Here is a 23,405-nt window from a genome sequence, read left to right as displayed (position 1 = left end):
CAGCAAGCCGGCTCCTACAGGGGGATTGTGATGGTCAGATTTGTTGCAGCGGCATCGTCAGCTCAACCCGCAAGCCATCTGGCCGGCTGTCGAAATGCAGCGTGCAGCCACAACGCTGAACAATCGCCTGGACAATTGCCAACCCCAGACCGCAGCCGGTGCTCTGTCCGTTGCGCCAGAAGCGTTGAGTCAGGTGTTGCAGGTCGTCTTCGGCAATGCCCGGCCCATGGTCGCGCACGACGAACTGCACGCGGTTGCCGGTGGTTACCAGGCTCAGTTCTACCGCACCGTCGTTCGGGGTATGGCGCAGGGCGTTGTCCAGCAGGTTGCGCAACGCCGCGATCGACAGCACCGCCGGCATTTGCACCGGCGCGTGGGAGAGCTTCGGCGGCAGCTTGAATTGGATCCGCTGACGATCACCACTGGCGGCATCCTGAATCGCCAGTTTCGCCACTTGCTCGGCGCTGCATTGCACACCGTCGTCGAACGACAGACTGCCCTCGACCCGCGCCAGCAACAACAATTGCTCAAGCGTGCGGTGCAGACGGTCGGCGCCCTCTTCGGCCCGCGCCAGGGACTGATCCCGTGCCGCGCCATCGGTCATGCGTGCCACTTGCAGGTGGGTTTTGATCGCCGTCAGCGGGCTGCGCAATTCGTGGGCCGCGTCGCCGGTCAATCGACGTTCGCGCTCGATAGTCTTGCCAATGCGCTGGAACAGCTGATTTTGGGTGTCCAGCAACGGCTGCAGTTCGCTGGGCAGCGGCTGAATCTGCAGGGGTTCCAGCGAGTCGGCGCTGCGACGCATCAAGGCATCGCGCATGCGGTTCAACGGCGCCAAACCCTGGCCTATCCCCAGCCACAGCAGGCACAGGCAACCGAGTAACGCCACGCCCACCGGCACCGAAGCGGCCAGCAGGATCGACATGTTGAGCGCTTCACGTTCGATCTGCCGATCCGCCGTGGTGATGCGCAGATCGCCACGGGCCAGGGTGAAACTGCGCCACGGCGCGCCGTCGATCATCTGATCGTGGAAGCCCATTTTCTCGGCTTGCAGTGTTTGTTGTGGATCGGTGTGGCTGCGGGCGAGGATTTCGCCGCGCAGCGAGCTGACCTGACACGCCATCCCGCCCGGAATATTCAGTTGTTCCGCACTGAAATGGGTGCCCTCGCCCTTGGTCGGCAACGGCGGCAGTTGCTCCATCAGGCCGGCGACCATGCGCGCCGACGCCACCAGCCGCTGGTCGAGGGAAAACATCATCTGGTTGCGCAGGTCGCTGAGCATCCAGGCCGCTGCCAGGGCCCAGATCAGCGCAAATGCGGCGCCGAGCGTCAGGCTCAGGCGCAAACGCAGGCTCATCACTTTTTCACTTCCTCTCCATCATCGGCCGGCCCCAGGCGATAGCCCAGGCCGCGCACGGTCTCGACAATGCCATTACCCAGTTTGCGCCGCAGGTGATGGATATGCACGTTGAGGGCGTTGCTTTCCAGTTCGTCGTTGAACCCATAGACGCTGTCTTTCAACTGCTCGGTGGACAGCACCCGGCCACGGTTGTGCAACAAGGCTTGCAACAGTGACTGTTCGCGACGGGAAAGATCCACCGGCTGACCGCCAAGCATGGTTTCGCGGCTGCTCGGGTCGTACGTCAACCGACCGTGTTCGATCAGGTTGACGCTGCGCCCCGCCACCCGTCGCAACAACGTGTGCAGGCGTGCGGCGAGTTCGCGCAGGTCGAACGGCTTGAGCAGGTAATCGTCAGCGCCCGCTTGCAGGCCGTCGACGCGGTCGGTCACCGAATCCCGGGCGGTGAGGATCAGCACCGGAATCTCCAGGCCATGATGGCGCAACTGCTGCAACAGCTTGAGCCCGTCTTCATCCGGCAAACCAAGGTCGAGCACCATCACGTCGAACTCGGCGACCTTGAGCATGGCCCGGGCCTTCGAGGCAGTGTTGACGTGCTCCACCGTCAGGCCCTGGGCAGTGAGGCCGGCGACAATGCCGCTGGCGATCAGCTCATCGTCTTCGCAAACCAGTACGTGCATGGTGAGACCTGTTGAAAAAAAGGTGATTAGGCCGGCGGCCGATTAAGCGGACATTATGCCGCAAGTGCCTTTGTCACAAGGCCGTCACGGTTAATCATCGGTTAATCGCCGCCCCACATTGTGCACCTCACTTGCACAGGGACAAGGCTTACCCAATGCGTCGATTGTTTTTGTTTTTTGCTCTCTTGATCTCGGGTCTGGCCCAGGCAGGGACCAATCCGTTCGAAACCAAACCTGAATTCCTGCCAGTGGAAAAAGCGTTCGTCTTCACCTCCGAGCGTCTCGAATCAGGCGAAACACAGCTCTATTGGCAGATCACCGACGGTTATTACCTTTATCAGAAACGCCTGAAATTCGATGGATTGCCCGCCGAACAGCATCCTGCGTTACCCGAAGGCGAGTCTCACAGTGATGAATTTTTCGGCGAACAGCCGGTTTATCGCCAGGGTCTGGAGCTGAAGATCCCGGCGGGCGCGACCGGCCAGATCAAGGTCGGCTTCCAGGGCTGCGCCGATGCCGGGTTGTGTTATCCGCCGCAAACCCAGGTCGTGGACCTGGGCGGCAGCGCTGTCGCTTCGGCGGCCAATGAAGCGCCGGATCAAGCCTTGGCCAGCAGCCTGCAACAACGGGCGCTGGGCTGGAGCTTGTTGGTGTTCTTCGGTTTGGGCCTGCTGCTGGCCTTCACCCCTTGCTCGTTGCCGATGCTGCCGATTCTGGCCGGTATGATCGTCGGCAGTGGCGCGACGCCCAAACGCGGATTTGCCTTGGCCACCAGTTATGTCGTGAGCATGGCGCTGGTGTATGCGGCGATGGGCGTTCTGGCGGCGTTGCTCGGTGCGAATTTGCAGGCACTGCTGCAAAACCCTTGGTTGCTGGGCAGTTTCGCCGCGGTGTTTGTGCTGCTGGCGTTGCCGATGTTCGGCTTCTTCGAGCTGCAACTGCCGGTCGCCGTGCGCGATCGGCTGGAAAACGTCTCGCGCAATCAGCGCGGTGGCAGCCTGATCGGCGCCGGTGTGCTGGGCGCGCTGTCCGGTCTGCTGGTCGGTCCGTGCATGACCGCCCCGCTGGCCGGCGCCCTGCTCTACATCGCGCAAAGCGGCAATGCGCTGCACGGCGGGTTGATTCTGTTTGCCATGGGCATCGGCATCGGTGTGCCGCTGTTGTTGCTGGTGACCGTCGGCAACCGCTTCCTGCCCAAACCCGGGGCCTGGATGAACCTGCTCAAAGGCGTGTTCGGCTTCCTGTTCCTCGCCACCGCGTTGTTGATGTTGCGGCCGGTACTGGATGAATCGCTGTGGATCGGTCTGTGCGGTGCGTTGTTACTGATTGCCGCCTACAGCGCTTGGAAGCAGTCACAAGGTTTCGGGCGAGTCGCGCATCTGTTCGGTGCCAGCTCATTGTTGCTCGGCCTTTGGGGCAGTCTGTTGATGATCGGTGCGGCGGGCGGCGGTGATGACCTGTTGAAACCGCTGCAGGTCTATAGCGCCGCCAATGCGGGCAATGTCGCCCGCCCCGTCGGCCACGAGGCTTTCACCACAATCAAGGACCCGGCCGCTCTGCAACGGGAGCTCGATGCCGCACAAGCTCAGGGCCAATGGGTGCTGCTGGACTACTACGCCGATTGGTGCGTGTCGTGCAAGGTCATGGAAAAACAGGTGTTCGGCCAACCCCGTGTGCTCGACGCCTTGAGCGATGTGCGCTTGCTACGGCTGGACGTCACCGCCGACAATGCCGCCAGCCGCGAACTGCTTGGCCGTTATAAAGTGCCGGGGCCACCGAGTTTTCTGTGGATCGGCGCCGATGGCATCGAGCGTCGCAGCCAGCGCATCACCGGCGAGGTCGATGCCGACACCTTCCTGCAACGCTGGACCACCACCCGAGACGCCCGTTAATGCTGACTTTTACCCTCGGCACGTTTGCCATCGCGCTTAACCACCTGCTGCTGATCAGTGCCCTGGCGCTGGCGACGTTTGTCGGCTGGCGGGCGGCCAAGCGTGGCGGTGAAAATCCCGAGTCGGTGCTGTTCAGCCTGTTCCTGCTGGGTATGCTGGCGGCCCGAATCAGTTTCGTCGCGCTGTACTGGAAGCACTATCGCGACGATCCGTGGCAAGTCATCGACCTGCGCGACGGTGGTTTTCTCGCCTGGCCGGGTGTGATCGCGCTGCTGCTGGCCGCGGTGTATCGAGGCTGGCGTCAACCGGGTTTACGTCGCCCACTGGGCTTTGGCGTGGCCAGTGGCCTGGCTTTCTGGCTGCTCGCGACGTTCTCCCTGAGCATTTACGAACAAGGCACGCGCCTGCCGGACATCACCCTGCGCAATGCCGCCGGTGAAACGGTGCAACTGGCGGATTACAAGGGCGGGCCGCTGGTGATCAATCTCTGGGCCACCTGGTGCCCGCCGTGCCGCCGGGAAATGCCGGTGCTGGAAAACGCTCAGCAACACCGCCCGGACCTGACTTTCCTGTTCGTCAATCAGGCGGAAAGCATGCAAAGCGTCAGCACCTTTCTGGAAACCCAGGGCCTGAGCCTGTCCAACGTGTTGTTCGACGGCAGCGGCCGATTGGGTCAGGCCGTCGGTTCGATGGCATTGCCGACTACGCTGTTCTATAGCCCTGACGGTCGCTTGCTGGGCAGTCACCTGGGCGAACTGTCGGACGCCAGCCTGGCCCGCGCCCTGGAAAACTTTGACACCCCGAATCCGGCCACACCGTCCACTTCTTCAAGGAAACTGCCATGCCCCGCCTCCGCCACCTGCTGACGCTGACCCTGGGCGCTGCCCTGCTGCACCTGCCGTCGGTACAGGCTGCCGAAGAATTGCCCGAAGCGATCAAGAAGATCGAAGCCAAGGGCGCGAAAATCGTCGGCCAGTTCGATGCGCCCGATGGCTTGCGCGGTTATGCCGCGCAGTACCAGAACCGTGGCATGGCGCTGTACCTGACGCCGGATGGCAAACATGTGTTGCTGGGCAATTTGTACGACGCCGACGGCAAAGACCTGAGCAGCGCGCCGTTGCAGAAACTGGTGTACGCGCCGATGGCCAAGGAAATCTGGGGCAAGATGGAAACGAGCAACTGGATCGGTGACGGCAACAAGGATGCGCCACGCGTGGTGTACCTGTTCAGCGATCCGAACTGCCCTTACTGCAACGTGTTCTGGGAACAGGCGCGGCCGTGGGTGAAGGCCGGCAAGGTGCAGCTGCGGCACATCATGGTCGGTATCATTCGTGAAGACAGCCCGGGCAAATCCGCGGCATTGCTGGCCGCCAAGGATCCGCAAAAAGCCCTGCAAGACCACGAAGGGGCTGGCAAGGCCAGTACGCTGAAGGCGCTGAAAGAAGTACCGCCGGCGATTCAGGCGAAACTGGCGGCGAACATGCAGTTGATGGAAGACCTGGAGTTGCAGGCCACGCCAACGATTTTCTACATGGACGACAAGGGCGAGCTGCAACAGCAGCAAGGCGCGCCGTCGCCGGACAAGCTGGTGAAGATTCTCGGGCCGAAGTAGTTTTTTTCAGAGGTTTAGTGACCTCACCGCCCCCATCGCGAGCAGGCTCGCTCCCACAGGAGGATTGCATTCCAATGTGGGAGCGAGCCTGCTCGCGATGGGGGCGCTACAACCGACTAATTTCTCCGGGCTAGAAACTCCAGCAACACTTCGGTCACAAACCGCGGATTCTCCAGATTGGAGATATGCCCCGCCTCCGGCACCAGCACATAAGGGCAACCGATCAACTCGGCCATTTCAATGGTTTCCGACGGTGGTCGCGGCTTGTCCTGATCACCACACATCACCAGCGTGGCCTCAGCCTCCAGCTCGCCCAGGCGCGGCAACACATCATCGCGCCCAAATGTGATCCGCCCCATCGGCACGATACTTTCGCGCAGACGCTCTGGCGGCAGTGCCGCCAGTTTTGCGCGGAAATCCTGATACAGCGCCGACTGCGGGTCGATGCCCGGACGGAAGAAAATCGGCACGACGATGTCGAGCAGTTGCGGTGCAATCACGCCGCTGTCTTCGATCTGTTTGAACAGCGAAAAATAGTATTGGCGGGTGGGTTCAGGTTCGACGCCGACGTAAGTGTCCATCAGCACCAGGCCGTTGATACGCTGTGGAACCGACAGCGCCAGACGCACGCCCCACATGCCACCGACGGAAAGACCGACCAGCGTGACACGGTCGATGTGCAGATGATCGAGCAAGGCCAGCGCCTGACGTGCAATGTCATCCAGTGATTGCGTGCCTTCGGGTAGCGAGCCTGACTCACCGTGGCCCCACAGGTCCAGGGCGATGACCCGGTATTGCTGCGACAGGGCGGCGATCTGCGGCGCCCACATGGTTTGGTCCCAGAGGTAGCTGCCGGCGAGCAATACGGCAGGGCCGGTGCCTTGATCGATGTAGTGAAGGGGTTGTCCGTCAATCGTAACGAAGGGCATTGGCTTTTTCCTTTGTGAAAACCGGAGCAGGGAGACTGTGCTGCTGTGGTTCCACAGTCAACCTTGTGGTGCTTTAAGAGGCCCCATCGCCAGCAGGCTGTCTCCCACATTTTGTTCTGCGAACACAGTTCAAATGTGGGAGCCAGCCTGCTGGCGAATAGGCCCTTACAGACGCTAGAGAATTACAGCCCCTCCAACTCCGCCATCAAGTCATTCAACCGATCGACCTTGTCCTCGGTGATATCACTCGCCGCCAACCCATCGATGTACTCCGCCAATTCCTCCACCGTGCTGCACTCGAACATCGCCCGCAGCGGCACATCCCGTTGCAGGGCTTTCTGCACCCGCGACGCAATCTGCGTCGCCAGCAGCGAATGCCCGCCCAACTCGAAGAAGTTGTCGCGCACACCGACCTTTTCGACCTTCAACACCTCGGCCCAGATACCCGCCAACGTCTGCTCCAGTTCATTACGCGGCGCCTGATAATCCTGGCTCTGCAACTGGCCGATCTCCAGCGCCGGCAGCGCCTTGCGGTCCAGTTTGCCGTTGGCATTGAGCGGCATCCGCTCCAGCCACAACCAGTGCAGCGGCACCATGTATTCCGGCAGCTCGGCGCGCAGGCGCTGCTTGATACGTTCCAGGCGTTCAGTCGGATGAAGTGACGAATCAGTCGCGACCAAATAGCCAACCAGATGCTTGCCGTTCACGCCTTCCTGCACACCAACCGCCGCTTCGCGCACTTCCGGCTGCTCATGCAGACGCGCTTCGATTTCACCCAGTTCGATGCGGTAGCCGCGAATTTTCACCTGATGGTCGATGCGCCCAACGTACTCCAGTACGCCGTCACTGCGACGACGGGCAAGGTCGCCGGTGCGATACAAACGATCACCCGGCGCGCCAAACGGGTTCGGCACAAACACCTGCGCGGTACGCAACGGATCGCTGACATAACCGCGCCCGACCCCGGTGCCGGCCACGCACAACTCGCCCACCGCACCCAGCGGCACCAGGTCCAGCGCGCCATCGAGCAGGTACAAACGGTTGTTGTCGGTCGGCGTGCCAATCGGCAAGTAACTGCCGCGAGTCGACGCCATGTCGACACGGAAGAACGCCACGTCGTCCGAACATTCCGCCGGCCCGTAAGCATTCACCAGCCCGATGTCCGGGTAGCGCAGCAACCATTGATGGGCGAGTTCCGGCGGCATCGCTTCACCGGTCGGCAGCATCCAGCGCAGGCCGTCGAGGCTCATGCGTTCCTGGGCGAGCATGCCCTGAATCAGCGACGGCACGCTTTCCAGCACGGTGATGCCCTGAACCGATACATGCGCCAACAAGCCCTGCGGATCGTGGGCAATGGTGTTCGGCACGATGTCCACCCGCGCGCCGAACAACGGTGCGGCAAGGAACTGCCAGACCGAAATGTCGAAGCTTTGCGAAGCGGTCTGGGCGATCACATCGGCATCGCTGAGGTTCAGGTACGGCCGCTTGCTCAATTGGTTGTTGAGCATGCCGCGCTGCTCGACCATCACACCTTTGGGCAGGCCGGTCGAACCCGAGGTGTAAATCACGTAGGCAAGGTTGTCCGGGCCGCTGTAGATGCCCGGATTCGCCACCGACACTTCGCTCGCCTGCACCTCCTCCCACACCAGCAACCGTGGCCGATTGGCGCAACCGAACTCCTCCAGCAACGCCACCGCCTGTTCGCGACAGGCCTGGGTGCAGACCAGCAACGGCGTGCGGCTCAGGTCGATGATCCGGCTCAGGCGCTGACTCGGCAGCCCCGGATCCAGCGGCAGATAACCCGCGCCGGCCTTGAAGCTGCCGATGATCATTCCGAGCAGATCGAGGTTGCGTTCAGCCAGCAACGCCACCGGCTGATCCAGCCCGACACCGGCTGCCTTCAGCGCATGACCAAGACGGTTGCTGCGCTGGTTCAGTTCGGCGTAGCTGTGTTGCTGATCGAGGCAACTGGCGGCGATCCGTTGCGGATGCTGCGCAACCTGCGCTTCAAACAACGCAACGTAGCTCTGCTCCAACGGGTAATCGTGTTCGCTCTGGTTGCAGCCGTGGATCAGGAAATCCTGTTCCTCGGCACCCAGCAGCGGCAAGTCCGCCATGTCGCCATGGAAACCTTCGACCAGTGCCAGCAACAGGCGCTTGAACTCACCGAGCATGCGTTCAACGGTCGACTCATCGAAATAACGCTGGTCGTAAGACAGGTGCAAACCCAGGTCATCGCCCGGATAGCACACCGCCGTCAGCGGGAAGTTGGTGTGGGTGCGGCCCGAATCCGAGGTCGCGTTGAGGCTCTGCGCACGGTCCAGTACCGAGACTTCCACCGGCGCGTTTTCGAACACAAACAGGCTGTCGAACAGCGGTTGGCCCTTCGGCAATTCGCTGTTTTCCTGAATGCTCACCAGCGGCAGGTATTCGTACTCGCGCAGTTGCATGTTGCTGTCGAGCAAGCCGCTCAGCCACTGGCGAACACTGCAACGCTGGTCGTCTTCCGGCATCTTCACCCGCAGCGCGATGCTGTTGATGAACAGCCCGACGGTGCGTTGCATCTCCGGCATTTCCACCGGGCGCCCGGCCACCGTGACGCCGAACAGCACGTCGCGATCACCGCTCAAGCGCCGCAGCACCAGGGCCCACGCCGCTTGGGCGAAGGTGTTGATGGTCAGTTGATGGGCCTGCGCCAGTTCACGCAGTTGCGCACCGTCGCGGGCATCGAGTCGGGTGTAGCGGTCGCCGACGATCATGCCGCCGCTGTCGCCGGCATGTTCACGCAGGAACGGCCGGTCGCTCGGGATCGGCGTGGTCCGTTCGAAGCCTTGCAGGTTGGTTTTCCACCACTGCCGCGCTTCGGCCAGGCTCTGGCGTTGCAGCCAGCCGATGTAGTCGCGGTAGCGCGGCGGCACAGGTAGCTGAGCTTCGCGACCTTCACCCAACGCGGTGTAGATCTCAAAGAAATCGTTCATCAGCAACGAGCGGCACCAGGCATCGATGAGGATGTGGTGGTTGCTCATCATGAACCAGTAGCGCGCTTCGCCAACCTTGATCAAACGCAGGTGGAACGGTGCCTGATTCAGCAGATCGAACCCGGCTTCACGCTCGCTTTTCAGCAACGCCTGCAACTTCGGTTCTTGCTCGGCCTCGGCGATTGCCGTCCAGTCGAGGGACTCGATCGGCGTGCTGCCCGGCTTGTGGATAACCTGCAGCATGTCTTCGCCAACGTTCCAGCAGAACGATGCGCGCAAGGCTTCGTGACGGGCGATCACCGCTTGCCAGGCCTCGGCAAAACGTTGCGGATCGAGCGCACTGTTGATGCGGTAGCGGTCCTGCATGTAATAGAGGCCGGTGCCCGGTTCGAGCAAGGTGTGCAGCAGCATGCCTTCCTGCATCGGGGTCAGCGGGTAGACGTCTTCGATGGCGGCGGCCGGAATCGGCAGTGCGTCGAGTTGCGGCTGGGTCAGCTTCGCCAGCGGGAAGTCCGACGGCGTCAGGCCGCCCGCCTCGTCACGCAGGCAATGCACGATCAGGCTCTGCAATTCGCCGAGGTAGGCGTCCGCCAGTTCACTGATGGTTTGCGGATCGTGGCGCTCGGCGCTGAAGGTCCAGCGCAGCACCAATTCGCCGCCGTAGACCTGACTGTCGACGCTCAGCTCGTTAGGCAGCGGCGCTCGTGGATCGTGGGCGGCACCGATCGGCTCATCCAGCGGACGGAACAACGCGTCCGCGCCGAAGCTCTGGTCGAACTGGCCAAGGTAGTTGAAAGTGATCGGCGCTGCCGGCAATGCGGCCATGGCCTCGCGGCACAGGTCGTCGGCGAGGTAACGCAGCACGCCATAACCCAGGCCTTTGTGCGGCACGCTACGCAGTTGTTCCTTGATTGCCTTGATCGAGGCGCCCTGTCCCGCAGCTTCTTCAACGTTCAGCGGGGTCAGACGCAGCGGGTAGGCACTGGTGAACCAGCCGACGGTGCGGGTCAGGTCGATCTCGTCGAACAGCGTCTCGCGGCCGTGGCCTTCGAGTTGAATCAACGCCGATTCGTCACCGGTCCAGCGGCAAAGCACGCGGGCCAATGCCGTCAGCAACAGGTCGTTGACCTGGGTGCGATAGGCGCTCGGTGCCTGTTGCAGCAACTGGCGAGTGAACTCGCTGTCGAGGCGTACGCTGACGGTTTGCGCATGACGATTCTGCCGGCCGCCCTCAGGGCGATCACACGGCAATTCGACGCTCGGGCCGGCCAGCTGCGACTGCCACCAGCTCAGTTCTTCACGCAGGGATTCGCTGCCGGCATACGCCTGCAAACGGGCCGCCCAATCCTTGAAGGCGCTGGTTTTCGCCGGCAGTTTCACCGACTGCCCAGCCGCCAGTTGGCGATACACCGTTTGCAGATCGTCCAGCAATACACGCCAGGAAACACCGTCCACCACCAAGTGATGGATCGCGAAGAACAGCCGTTGCTGGCCCTCGGGACCATCGATCAGCAGCACCCGCATCAACGGCCCCTGTTCGAGGTCGAGGCTGCGCTGGGCATCGGCAAACAAAGCCGCGCATTTATCCATCGCCGACACATGCACTTGCCACAACACGGGAGCGTCTCCCACCTTCTGGTGCGCCGCCGTCCATGCGCCGCTCGCCTCGGTGAAGCGCAGGCGCAAGGCGTCGTGCTGCTCGATCACCGCCAGCAGCGCTTGCTCCAGGCGATGAGGTTCCAGCGCAACGGTCGGTTCCAGCAACAACACCTGGTTCCAGTGCTGACGCTCGGGCATGTCGGTGTCGAAGAACCAGTGCTGGATCGGGGTCAGACGCGATTCGCCGGTGAGCAAACCCTGCTCGGCCGTCACCTGCTCGGTGCGGCTGGCCACAGCGGCGAGTGTTTGAACAGTCTGGTGCTGGAACAGGTCACGCGGGCTGAAGTGAATGCCCTGCTGCCGCGCGCGGCTGACCACCTGGATCGACAGGATCGAGTCGCCACCTAGTTCGAAGAAGTTGTCGTTGAGGCCGACCTGCGCGACGTTCAGCACTTCGCACCAGATCTGCGCCAATGTCAGCTCCAGCTCGTTGCTTGGCGCCACATAGTCCTGACGATTCAGCTCAGGGTCCGGTGCCGGCAGTGCGCGACGGTCGAGTTTGCCGTTGGCAGTCAGCGGCATGCTCGCCAGCAGGATCAGATGCGTCGGCACCATGTATTCCGGCAATTGCGATTTCAGGTGAGCCTTGAGGGCTTCGCGCAATTGGGCTTGATGCGCTTCGTCCTGCTCAGCCACTTCGGTGACCAGATAGCCGACCAGTTGTTTACCGCTCGGGGCGTCCAGCGCCAGCACCACCGCGTCACGGATCGAATCATGGTCCAGCAGGCGGGTTTCGATCTCGCCCAGTTCGATGCGGAAACCGCGGATTTTCACTTGATGGTCGATGCGGCCGAGGTATTCCACCAGACCGTCGGCGCGCTGCCGCACGAGGTCGCCGGTGCGATAAATCCGCCCGCCATCCGCTGCAAACGGGTTGGCCACGAAGCGTTCCGCCGTGATGCCCGGACGGTCGTGATAACCCTGGGCCAGACCGGCACCGCCGACGTACAACTCACCGGTTGCGCCTTGCGGCACCAGTGCCAGATCGGCATCGAGAATGTAGGCCACGCGAGCACCGATCACGCTGCCGATCGGCACACTGCCCAACCCTTCTTCAAGCTGCTGCGGTGCAAGACTGGCCAACGGCATGACCACCGTTTCCGTCGGGCCGTAGGCGTTGAAGAACAGGCTCGGTTTGAACGCTGCGCGAATGCGCTGCAAGTGCTCGCCGGTCAGCGCTTCACCGCCGGTGATGCACATGCGCACCGGCAAGGTTTCACCCTGAGTCGCCAGCCACTGCGCCAGTTGGCTGCCATAGCTTGGGGTGAAGCCGAGGATGTTGATGTTGTGGCGACGGATCAATCCGCAGATTTCTTCTGCGTCCCACTGCCCTTGAGCGCGCAAGACCACTTGCGCACCGCTCAACAACGGCACCAGCAGACGCTCGGTCGCGGCGTCGAAGTTGATCGAATAGAAGTGCAGTTCGCAGTCGTCCGCACGCATGCCGAAACGCTCGATCACCGCTTGGCAGTGCATGGCAATTTCACCGTGGGACACCACCACGCCTTTCGGCTTGCCGGTGGAGCCGGAGGTGTAAATCAGGTACGCCTGATGCTGCGGCAGGCTGATGAACGGCAGCTCGGTGGCCGGGTAGTTGGCCAATTCGGCAGCGTCATCTTCGAGGCACCAGCGACTGACAGTTGTCGGCAGATCACCCAGGGCCTGGAACATCGCCGCATCGCTGAGCAGCAAACCGATGCCGCTGTCTTCGATCATGTAATGCAGGCGATCGAGCGGGTATTCCGGATCGAGCGGCACGTAGGCGCCACCCGCCTTGAGGATCGCCAGCAGGCCGATGACCATTTCCAGCGATCGCTCAAGTGCCAGACCGACGCGAACCTGCGGCCCGACACCCCGTTCGCGCAGCATCCAGGCCAGGCGATTGGCGCGGCTGTCGAGTTCGGCGTAGCTCAGGGTTTGCCCGGCGAACGTCAGCGCCGGCGCATCCTTGCGCACCAGCGCCTGTTCGCTGAACAGGTGATGGATGCACTGATCCAGTCGATGTTCACCCGGTTCGATGCCCAGGCTGTCGAGCAGCTTTTGCTGTTCCGTGGTTTCGAGCAACGGCAGTTCACTGAGGCGCTGTTGCGGATCGGCGAGCAACGCTTCCAGCAGATTGCGCCAGTGCCCGGCCATGCGCGCAATGCGCGGTTCATCGAACAGGTCGGTGCTGTAAGTCAGGCAGCAACCCAACCGATGATCGAGGTCGGTCACTTCCAGATTGAGGTCGAACTTGGTCGCTCGCGCATCGTTCGCCAGGTATTCGACCGTCATGCCGGCCAGCGTACGGCTCTGCTGGAATTCCCAGCGCTGCACGTTGCACATCACCTGGAACAGCGGGTTGTACGCAGCGCTGCGCGGTGGCTGCAACGCTTCAACCAGATGATCGAACGGCAGGTCTTGATGAGACTGGCCTTCGATCACGGTGTGGCGCACCTGCTCGAACAGTTCGCCAACGGACATCTGCCCGTCGAGCTGGCAACGCAGCACTTGGGTGTTGAGGAACGCACCGATCAGCCCTTCGCTTTCCGGGCGAATACGGTTGGCCACCGGCGCGCCGATGCGCAGGTCGGTCTGGCCGCTGTAGCGGTAAAGCAGCACGGCCAGCGCGGCGGTCATGGTCATGAACAGGGTCAGGCCGTTTTGCGCGTTGAAGGCGCGGACCCGTGCCGCGAGATCATCGCTCAGGTCGAAACGGAACAGCTCGCCCTGATGGCTTTGCACCGCAGGACGCGGACGGTCAGCGGGCAATTCCAGCAGCGGATGTTCGCGGCCCAGTTGCGCGGTCCAGTAGTCGAGCTGGCGCTGACGCTCGCCGGATTCCAGCCACTGACGCTGCCAGACGCTGTAATCGAGGTATTGCACCGGCAGCGGCGCCAGTGGCGATTCGCGGTCATCGACGAACGCTTCGTAAAGCGCACTGAGTTCCCGGGCGAAAATGTCCATCGCCCAGCCTTCGGTGACGATGTGGTGCAGGGTCAGCACCAGGTAATGTTCCTGCTCGGCGGTCTTGACCAGGCAGGCGCGCAGCAGCGGTCCGGTTTCCAGATCGAAGGGTTGATGCGCTTCGCTGTCGGCCAGTGCCTGCACCCGCTGTTCGCGCAAGTCGGCGTCCAGCGCGGAAAAATCTTTCCAGTCCATGCGCATCCCGGTTTCCGGGTGCACGCGCTGTTGCGCCACGCCGTCGATGCTCGGGAACGTGGTGCGCAAGGTTTCGTGACGCTTGATCAGCGCTTGCAACGCCGTCTCGAAGCGCCCGATGTCCAGCACCCCGCGCAACCGCGCCATGCCGCCGACGTTGTAGGCCGGGCTGTCCGGCTCCATCTGCCAGAGGAACCACATGCGTTGCTGGGAATAGGACAGTGGCACCGGTTGGCTGCGGTCGATCTTTTCAATCGGCGGTTGTTTGTTGGTGTTGCCGCTGGCCTGAATCTGTTGAACCTGCCGGGAGAATGCCCCCAGCTCACTGTTTTCGAACAACGCGCGCAGCGGCAATTCGACGTCGCAGGCCTGACGGGTGCGGGAGATGATTTGCGTGGCCAGCAGCGAGTGGCCACCGAGGGCGAAGAAGTCGTCGCGCAGACCGATCTGCTTCAAGCTCAGCACTTCACGCCAGATCGCGGCGATCTGCTGCTCAAGTTCAGTCACCGGCTCGACGTGTTCGCGCACCTGCCATTGCGGTTCCGGCAAGGCACGGCGGTCGAGTTTGCCGCTTGGGCCGAGGGGCATTTCGTCAAGGCGCATCAGCTGCGCCGGGACCATGTACTCCGGCAGCTCGGCCGCCAGCGCGGCTTTCAGGCGAGCGGTTTGAGCATCCTCGGATTCACTGGTTTCGCTGGCCGTGTAGTAACCGATCAACTGCCCGCCAGCGGCGGTTTCGCGCACCAACACCACCGCTTGCGCAACACCGTTTTGAGCCAGCAGACGTGCTTCGATTTCTTCCGGTTCAACGCGAAAGCCCCGCAGTTTGACCTGCTGATCAAGACGGCCGAGGTATTCGATCACGCCATCGGCGGTCCAACGAGCGCGGTCGCCGGTGCGATACAGACGTGCGCCCTGCTCGCCCAACGGGTCAACGACAAAACGTTCGGCGGTCAGAGCCGGACGCCCCAGATACCCCCGGGCCAGACCGATGCCGCTGATGCACAACTCACCGGGCACACCGGCCGGCGCAAGGTTGAGCTCACTGTCGAGCACGCGGCAGATCACGTTGCCCAACGGACGGCCAATCGGCGAGCGCTCGCCATCGCCCGTGCTGCAATGCCAATGAGTGACGTTGATCGCGGTTTCAGTCGGGCCATAACGGTTGTGAAGTTGCACGGCCGGCAGCTGCGCCAACACGCGGTTGCGCAGTTCCGCCGGCAAGGCTTCGCCGCCCGAGAACACACGACGCAGGCTGGTGCATTCGGCGGTGAGCGGCTCGTCAATGAACAGCGAAAGCAGTGGCGGCACAAAGTGCAGCGTGGTCACCCCGTATTGCTGAACCAGTTGGGCAATGCGCTGCGGATCGCGGTGTTCACCGGGCCCGGCAATCAGCAAACGCGCCCCGGTGATCAGCGGCCAGAAGCATTCCCACACCGACACGTCAAAACTGATCGGCGCCTTCTGCATCAGCACGTCGGTGTCGTTCAGGCGATAGGTGTTCTGCATCCATTGCAGACGTTCGGCGAGCGCCGCGTGGGTGTTGCCGACGCCCTTCGGCTGGCCGGTGGAGCCGGAGGTGTAAATCACATACGCAAGGTTGTCGCCGTGCAGATGCAGGCCCGGCGCCTGGCTTGGCCAGTTCTCCAGGTGCAGTGCATCCATGGCGATCACGCTGACGCCATCGGTGGCCGGCAGCCGGTCGAGCAATTCGGTTTGGGTCAGGAGCAATTCGACGCCGCTGTCGCCGAGCATGTACGCCAGGCGTTCGGCCGGGTAATCCGGGTCCAGCGGCACGTAGGCACCACCGGCCTTGATGATCGCCAACAGGCCGATCAACAGTTGCGGCGAACGCTCGGCGGCGATGGCCACGCAAACGTCCGGGCCGACACCCTTGTCGCGCAGGTAATGTGCGAGGCGGTTGGCCTGGGCGTGCAGTTCGGCGAAGCCCAGGCTGCCGCCGTCCCACAGCAGCGCGGTGCGCTCCGGGGTCAGGCGTGCCTGTTCGCTCAGCAGTTCCGGCAGCCATTGGCTGGCCGGTGTGCACGGTGCGACGCTCCACGAGGTTTGCTGATCGTGCTCGCTCGCGGTCAACAGTTGCAGGTCGCCGACGGTGGTGGCCGGCTGCTCGCAAATGGTCCGCAGCAGGTTGCTGAAATGCTCGGCCAGACGCTCGATGGTGGTGGCGTCAAACAGCTCGCTGGCATAGTCGAACGACAGGCTCAGGCGACCGTTACGGTCTTCCTCGCTGTGCAGTTGCAGGTCGAACTTGGCTTCGCGACTGTGCCACGGCAGTTCTTCGGCAAGCAGCCCAGGCAAGCGACGCAGTGCGCTCAGGTCCCGTTGCTGATGGTTGAACATGACCTGGAACAAGCCTTGTTCACGGGCCTGCGGGAACGCTTCCAGCAGTTGTTCGAACGGCAGGTCCTGATGCGCCTGGGCGCCCAAGGCCGCCTGGCGGGTTTGCGCCAACAGTTCAACAAACGGCAACCGCGAATCCACCTCGGCGCGCAGCACCTGGGTGTTGATGAAGAAGCCGATCAGGCCCTGGGTTTCCAGGCGCGGACGGTTGGCGTTCGGCACGCCGATGCGGATGTCGGTTTGGCCGCTGTAGCGGTGCAACAGGCTCTGGAACGCAGCGAGCAATAGCATGAAGGACGTGGCGTCGTGGGCCTGGGCGGTCTGGCGAATCGCTTCGCTGACGGGCGCAGCCAAACGCACGGTGTGGCGCGCGGCGCTGTGACGGTGTTGCGCCGAGCGCGGGTGATCGGTGGCCAGGTTCAGGGTCGGATGCTCATCGCCCAACTGCGTTTTCCAGTAGGCCAGTTGCCGCTCGCCCTCACCTTGCGCCAGCCATTGACGCTGCCAGCTGCCATAGTCGGCGTACTGGGTCGGCAATGGCGCGAGCGATGCCGTTTGCCCTTGGGACGCAGCGGCATACAAGCGCGAAAACTCCTCGATCAGCACGTTCAGCGACCAACCATCAGCGATGATGTGGTGCAGCGTCACCAGCAACTGGTGATCCTCGTCATCGAGGCGCACCAGCGTCACCCACAGCAGCGGACCTTTCTCCAGGTCGAACTGGGTGTGCGCTTCATCCTCGCGGATTTGCTGCGCGCGAGCTTCACGCTCGGCGACGGGCAAATCGCTGATGTCGATCCGTTGCAGGTTGAATTCGCCAGCGGCAATGACCTGTTGCAGCGCCACGCCGTCACGCTCGAAGAAGCGCGTGCGCAGGGATTCATGGCGCTCGATCAGTTGCTGGAAGCTGGCGCGCATGGCGTCTTCATCCAGCTCGCCACGCAAACGCAAGGCGCCGGGAATGTTGTAGGCACTGCTTTGCGGGTCGAGCTGCCAGGTAATCCACAAACGGTTTTGCGCAAGGGATTGCGGCATCGCTTCGCTGCGCGAGAGTGTGCTGATCGCGCCTTGGGCCAGGCCGCCGTCCCGTTGTTGCTGTGCGACCACGGCGGTAAATGCACCGAGGGTCGGCGCTTCGAACAGCAGGCGCAGGTTCAGCTCCAGTCCCAACTCTTCGCGCAAACGCGCAACCACCTGAGTGGCGGCGATGGAGTTGCCACCGAGCAGAAAGAAGTGGTCATCGGCGCTGATCTGTTTCACCTGCAACTGCTCGGCCCAGATCTGGCCGATCAGGCTTTGCAGCTCGGAATCCGACTCGGTTTTTGTCTGGTTGTCAGGGGCCGCCGACGGGAACACCGCGTAGCTGTCGAGGCTGCCATCCGCCAGGCGATTGCGGCACGCCGAACGTTGCAGTTTGCCGCTGGAGGTTTTCGGCAATGCGCCCGGATTGAGCAACACCACCACGCTCGGTGCTTCCTGATACGCCTCGGCCACCGCCTGGCGGATGGCTTTGATCAGTGCCTCGGACGGCAGGATTTTCTGCACGCTGCGGCTGATTTCCGCGGCGATGCCGATGCCTTCCTGACCGTCGATATTCACGGCGAACGCGGCGACGCGACCTTTGCGCACCACTTCCACTTCACGCTCGATAGTCTGCTCGATGTCCTGCGGGTACAGGTTGTGACCGCGAACGATCAGCATGTCTTTCAGGCGACCGGTGATGAACAGCTCGCCGTTACGCATGAAACCCAGGTCGCCGGTGCGCAGCCAGGTTTTGCCGTTGTGTTGAACGAAGGTCTTGGCGCTGGCCTCGGGGTTGCGCCAGTAGCCATGAGCGATGCTCGGCCCGGTGGCCCAGACTTCGCCGACCGCGTTGTCGGCCAGTTCGGTCAGCGCCAACGGATCGATAATCAGCACCGAGTGATCCGGCTGGCTGATGCCGCAACTCATGATCGCGCTGCCTTCACCCGCTTCGGCACGGTTTTGCGCCAACGCCTGATCATCCACGCGCAGGTTGCCGATGCCTTGGCCACGGGGTGTGCCGGCGACGAACAACGTGGCCTCGGCCAAGCCGTAAGACGCCATGAAACTGTCCGGGGTGAAACCACAGCTCGCGAACTTCTCGGCGAAACGGTCGAGGGTGTCGAGGCGAATCGGTTCGGAACCGGAATACGCCACACGCCAGCCACTGAGGTCGAGGCGTTCCAGCGCCGATTCGCTGACCCGCTCGCTGCACAGTCGATAGGCAAAATCCGGCCCGCCGCTGATGGTGCCGCCGTACTCGCTGATCGCTTCCAGCCAGCGCAGCGGCCGACCAAGGAAGTACGCCGGCGACATCAACACGCACGGCACGCCACTGAAAATCGGCTGCAACAGACCGCCGATCAACCCCATGTCGTGGTACAGCGGCAGCCAGCTGACGATCACGTCGTCAGGGTTCAGGTCGATGCCGAAACCGTGGCGAATCAGCAACTCATTGGCGACGAGGTTGCCATGGCTGACTTGCACGCCTTTTGGCAGCGCGGTGGAGCCCGAGGTGTATTGCAGGAAGGCGATGTGGTCGCCTTCGATATTCGGTTCGACCCACTTTGCGGCCAGTGCACCGTCAAGGGTGTCGACGCACAGCAGCGGTGGCGCGCCTTCGATTTGCAGCAACGCATCCCGCAGGCCGGCACTGGTCAGCAGCAGGCGCGGTTCGGCGTCGCTGATGATCGACAACAGGCGTTCCTGATGATGACGCTTGGCCGACTCCGGCGGATAAGCCGGCACCGCGATCACGCCCGCATACAGGCAGCCAAAAAACGCCGCGACGTAGTCCGGACCGCTGGGAAACAGCAGCACCGCGCGATCACCAAAATCAGTTTCGGCCTGCAACGCGCCGGCAATGGTGCGCGCCCGCTGATCCAGTTCGCGATAACTGAGCACCACCGTCTGATCCGGGGTTTCGGCGAGAAAACGCAAGGCCACCCGATCCGGCGTCAGGGCCGCGCGGCGCTGAAGGGCTTGGACCAGTGTGCCAGGTATTTTGAACGCGTCGGTCATGAGGTTTCCTGCCTGAATTCGGCTTGCAAGTGGAATCGGTTTTCTGCTTTCACGCCCCGTCAGGGGCATGCAGGACGCGGTCTTCGCCGACCGCGCGAGGCATTGGGAATGCTGTTTTGGCCGGGGCTTGCGCCCGGAGCCATTCACCAATGAGAACGGATGACGTCTTGAAATAATTAGTCGGCAGGCTTGATCGCCAACGGGGGCTGGGTGCGGCAGCGTGTCGCAGTTCTCACTGCTCACTTAAGAGAAGGATTACTTCTCTTTCTCAATTGACAATCATTATCATTCAGAATAATTTGTCGCTCGATGTGTAGGACGGCTCCGATATACCCGTCGTCCCACGACCCCATTTGCAGCAAGGTGATTTCCATGACGGAACAAGTATCCACAAGCAGGTGCGATTCACCGCTACTTCAGGCATTCGTGGACAATCGACTGATTCTGGTCAAGATTGCCGCCCGTATTACTGGCTGCCGCTCACGTGCCGAAGATGTGGTTCAGGATGCGTTCTTCCGCCTGCAATCGGCGCCGCAGATCACCTCCTCGATCAAGGCTCAGCTCAGTTACCTGTTCCAGATCGTGCGTAACCTGGCGATCGACCACTACCGCAAACAGGCGTTGGAGCAGAAGTATTCGGGGCCTGAAGAAGAAGGGCTGAACGTGGTGATTCAAGGCGCTTCGCCGGAAACCTCGCACATCAATTTTTCGACCCTGGAAAACATCGCCGACGCGCTGACGGAGCTGCCGAGCCGCACCCGCTACGCCTTCGAGATGTACCGCCTGCACGGCGTGCCGCAAAAGGACATCGCCAAGGAACTGGGTGTTTCGCCGACCTTGGTGAACTTCATGATTCGCGACGCGCTGGTGCATTGCCGCAAGGTGTCGGGCAGTCGCGCAGATACTTTCTCCCGCCGCTAAGATCTGAAATCTCATCGCCCCCATCGCGAGCAGGCTCGCTCCCACATTTGATCTGTGTACACCGGACCAATGTGGGAGCGAGCCTGCTCGCGATGGCGGACTCAAGACCGCTACGAATCTTGAACCCTACTAATCACGCCAACCCACACCACTCAAAAAACCGCTCCCGCCCCAACACCATCAACGCCGCGCGCTTGTGCGGGAAGTCGAACTCTTTCTCGCAATGAAACCGCTGACTCTGCATGTACCCGATCATCTTCGCGTTGTCGGCTCGCGGCTCTGCAACCACCCGCTGGGTACGCGGATCGTCGAGAAACAGGTAATGCGTCAACGCCGATAACCAGCTCGCCACCTTGTGCGGACCGCGATGGTTTTCCTCGCCAACCAGCATGTGAATGCCACGGTCGTAATCATCGACATCGTAGAACGGCGCAATGCGGTCTTCCTTGGCCCAGTAGGCTTCGAAATAAGCAAATGGCTGATCATCGAAACAGCCGATCAACGTCACGGTGTGGGGGTCGGCGTCGAGTTTGCCCAGGTATTCGCGATGCTGTTCGAGGCTGCCCTCTTCCTGCCAGAAACTCGCCACCCGCGCACTGTTCTGCCAGCGATTGAACCGCGCCAGGTCCAGGTCGATATCCAGCGTACGCAGGGAAATCCACGCCCCCAGTCGCGCATCGAAACGTCGATAAACTTCACCGCGCGGTTTCACCGGACGCAATGGATGACGCTTGCCAGCGCTGATCACCATTTGCTGCGGGTAGCCGCTGGTCAACGACGTCCCCAGCCAAGGCTGCGGCAACTGCCAGAACAGCATGCGCTCGCAGCGATACTGGCCGGCGAATTCGGTCGACACCAGCAAACCGCTGAGCAAGGCTTCGGCGGGAGCTTCATCGATGTGCCAGGTCAGCCGCTGGCAAGCCGGGTCACGGGCAAACAGCCAATAACCGGCGGCCCATACGGCCTGAGTGTCGACGCGTGCCTCGACGTGCACGTGCAACTCGGGCTCACGCGTCAGCCGCAGGGTAATCAGCGGTTGCGCGTCCAGGCTCAGGCTCAGGCGGTTTTCGGTTTCATCCGCGACAAGGCGGTTGCCTGTCGGCAAAGCCAGGGCAGTCAGGTCATTCAGATTGGGCATGGGTCGGGCTCACGATAATCGTCGACAGTTCAACGAAGTGACGTGAGCCAGTGCGGGAAATTTAAGGAAGGTCGGCAAAAACACCGCCCGGCGACGCAAACTCAGCTGCCGGGAACCGGCACCACGGCGATCCTGTACGGATCGAAAATCTTCAGCATCTGGCCGTTGTCCCGCAACCCTTGCAGCAACTTGCCGAAGGCAACGCCGCTGATGGGCGCTGTCGGACGGAGAATGGCGTAATGGTGATAGACCTGATCGATGCGTTCGGACACCAGCAGCTGATCAGCGACCTTCTCGTTACGCAGCAGGTAATCGCTCAGGTAGGAGCGTGTCACCAGGGCAATGTCGGCGCGCCCGCGCAGCACCATCAGCAGGTTGCTGTCATGGGAATAGGTCAGCGTGGCGTTGTAGTTTTGCGCGAGGACCTTGGGGTCGGCATTGAAGTTGGCGAATTCGTAGTGATAGCCGCTGAACAGCGCCAGACGCTTGCCGGCAAGATCGGCGAAATAATTCTGCTGACGATTGGGAATCCGTTGCGCGACAAAAATCTCGGCGTCCTCCAGACCCATGTCGACGCTGGTGTGGGGAATGTCCTTCCAGCCCCAGTTCGGGTTCTCGAAAATAGCCATGTCCACCCGGCCCTGTATGAAGTCACCGAAGCGTCGCGGAATGGAAGTTGGCACCAGCTCGAACTTATAGTCGCTTTGTAACGCATTGAGCGCTTCGACCAACTGCGGCAGCAGACCGGTGTCGGCGCCGGATTCCGGGCGCACGGTATAAGGCGGAAAATGCGCGGCACCGACCCGCACCACTTGCGCCGCCGGAGAGGGCAATACCCAAAGCGCTGCAAGCGCCGCCAGAAAAAGCCGCGAGGCCGTCCGAATTGGCGAAGACATCAAAACAACCCACTCCCCAAAAAAGTACGCATCAATTCATTCAAGCTAGGCGGTTTCGGCCACTTCGCCAGTTTCCTGCGGCACTGGGCAACACTATTGTTTTTCTTCGAGCACCAGAATCAACGCCTCATCGGCCAATTGATCGAGGTTCACGCTGCCATCCGGGCGATACCAGGTCGTGGTCCAGGACAGCGCACCGGTCAGAAAACGCCGGGTGATGAACACGTCCCCGCGAATGAATCCCGCGTCCTTGGCCTCCCCCAGCACCTGCAGCCAGAGGTCTTCATAGATGTCGCGCAGCGCCAACACCTTCGCTTGCCCGTCTTCGGACAGCGAACGCCATTCATACACCAACACCGCCATGGCCTCGCCGCTGCCGCCCATGATCGACTGCAACTCACAGCGAATCAGCGCGAGTACCCGTTCGCGCACGTTTTCGGCTTCGGCGATCGCCGCACGCATCAACGCGGTGTTGTAACGAATGGTTTCCTCCATCACTGCCCGCAGGATCTCGTCCTTGCTTTTGAAGTGATGAAAAATGCTGCCCGACTGAATCCCCACCGCGCCGGCCAGATCACGCACGGTGGTGCGCTCATAGCCTTTGTTGCGGAACAGGTGAGCCGCCACTTGCAGCAATTTGCCACGGGCGCTGTCCGGGTCGGTCAACTGGCCGTTGTCGACCAATTCGCGCATTACCCTCAGGGCTTTTTGCTCGTCCACCCGTTCTCTCCTACAGTCGTACTCACCGCTAAAACAGCGGGGTTGCGCGGGCAATTTAAGCTGACGAAGGCAACCA

11 protein-coding genes are annotated in these 23,405 nt (G+C 62.0%); 4 read left to right on the top strand and 7 right to left on the bottom strand.

Annotated elements, in window-relative coordinates; translation table 11 throughout:
- Window positions 1–34: 34 nt before the first annotated feature.
- Window positions 35–1,360 (bottom strand): ATP-binding protein, encoded by a 1,326-nt coding sequence (locus IB254_RS21850; RefSeq protein WP_192419391.1) that lies wholly within the window; start codon window positions 1,358–1,360, stop codon window positions 35–37.
- Complete coding sequence (locus IB254_RS21845; RefSeq protein ID WP_008033711.1) at window positions 1,357–2,040, bottom strand: response regulator; 684 nt, start codon at window positions 2,038–2,040, stop codon at window positions 1,357–1,359. The genes IB254_RS21850 and IB254_RS21845 overlap by 4 nt, the downstream gene beginning before the upstream one ends.
- 155 nt (window positions 2,041–2,195) lie before the next feature.
- Here IB254_RS21845 and dsbD point away from each other — a divergent pair, with 155 nt between their 5' ends.
- Genes dsbD through dsbG form a run of 3 tightly spaced genes read left to right on the top strand, consistent with a single transcriptional unit; the run spans window position 2,196 to window position 5,544 of the window.
- The gene (dsbD, locus tag IB254_RS21840; RefSeq protein WP_192419389.1) at window positions 2,196–3,932 is read left to right on the top strand and encodes a protein-disulfide reductase DsbD; all 1,737 of its coding nucleotides are present in this window, start codon (window positions 2,196–2,198) and stop codon (window positions 3,930–3,932) included.
- Window positions 3,932–4,798, top strand: coding sequence for a TlpA disulfide reductase family protein (locus IB254_RS21835; protein ID WP_008044449.1), 867 nt, complete (start codon window positions 3,932–3,934; stop codon window positions 4,796–4,798). Before dsbD ends, IB254_RS21835 begins: the two co-directional genes overlap by 1 nt.
- Complete coding sequence (gene dsbG / locus IB254_RS21830) at window positions 4,774–5,544, top strand: thiol:disulfide interchange protein DsbG (RefSeq protein WP_192419387.1); 771 nt, start codon at window positions 4,774–4,776, stop codon at window positions 5,542–5,544. The genes IB254_RS21835 and dsbG overlap by 25 nt, the downstream gene beginning before the upstream one ends.
- A 116-nt stretch (window positions 5,545–5,660) precedes the next feature.
- Here the strand turns inward: dsbG and IB254_RS21825 are convergent, their stop codons facing one another.
- Together IB254_RS21825 and IB254_RS21820 are read right to left on the bottom strand one after the other, a co-directional pair.
- A complete protein-coding gene (locus tag IB254_RS21825) occupies window positions 5,661–6,473 on the bottom strand; it encodes an alpha/beta fold hydrolase (protein ID WP_192419385.1) in 813 nt (270 codons plus the stop codon).
- Between the two features lie 182 nt (window positions 6,474–6,655).
- Window positions 6,656–19,654 (bottom strand): non-ribosomal peptide synthetase, encoded by a 12,999-nt coding sequence (locus tag IB254_RS21820; protein ID WP_192419382.1) that lies wholly within the window; start codon window positions 19,652–19,654, stop codon window positions 6,656–6,658.
- Between the two features lie 372 nt (window positions 19,655–20,026).
- Between IB254_RS21820 and IB254_RS21815 the strand changes: the two genes are divergently transcribed.
- Window positions 20,027–20,575 carry an RNA polymerase factor sigma-70 gene (locus IB254_RS21815; RefSeq protein ID WP_008030278.1) on the top strand — a complete coding sequence of 183 codons (549 nt, stop codon included), beginning with the start codon at window positions 20,027–20,029 and terminating at the stop codon, window positions 20,573–20,575.
- 133 nt (window positions 20,576–20,708) lie between these two features.
- Here IB254_RS21815 and IB254_RS21810 read toward each other — a convergent pair whose 3' ends face one another.
- From IB254_RS21810 to IB254_RS21800, 3 genes are all read right to left on the bottom strand, one after another.
- A complete protein-coding gene (locus tag IB254_RS21810) occupies window positions 20,709–21,713 on the bottom strand; it encodes a GNAT family N-acetyltransferase (RefSeq protein ID WP_192419380.1) in 1,005 nt (334 codons plus the stop codon).
- Between the two features lie 101 nt (window positions 21,714–21,814).
- Window positions 21,815–22,609, bottom strand: coding sequence for a substrate-binding periplasmic protein (locus IB254_RS21805; protein ID WP_192419378.1), 795 nt, complete (start codon window positions 22,607–22,609; stop codon window positions 21,815–21,817).
- A gap of 93 nt (window positions 22,610–22,702) precedes the next feature.
- Window positions 22,703–23,329, bottom strand: a complete 627-nt coding sequence (locus tag IB254_RS21800) for a TetR/AcrR family transcriptional regulator (protein ID WP_008030281.1) — start codon at window positions 23,327–23,329, stop codon at window positions 22,703–22,705.
- Window positions 23,330–23,405 lie beyond the last annotated feature (76 nt).

Source organism: Pseudomonas sp. PDM03 (genome assembly GCF_014852385.1).
GTDB lineage: Bacteria > Pseudomonadota > Gammaproteobacteria > Pseudomonadales > Pseudomonadaceae > Aquipseudomonas > Aquipseudomonas migulae.
Note: the sequence above shows the minus strand (reverse complement) of the source record. Positions and strands in the feature narration are given on the sequence as shown.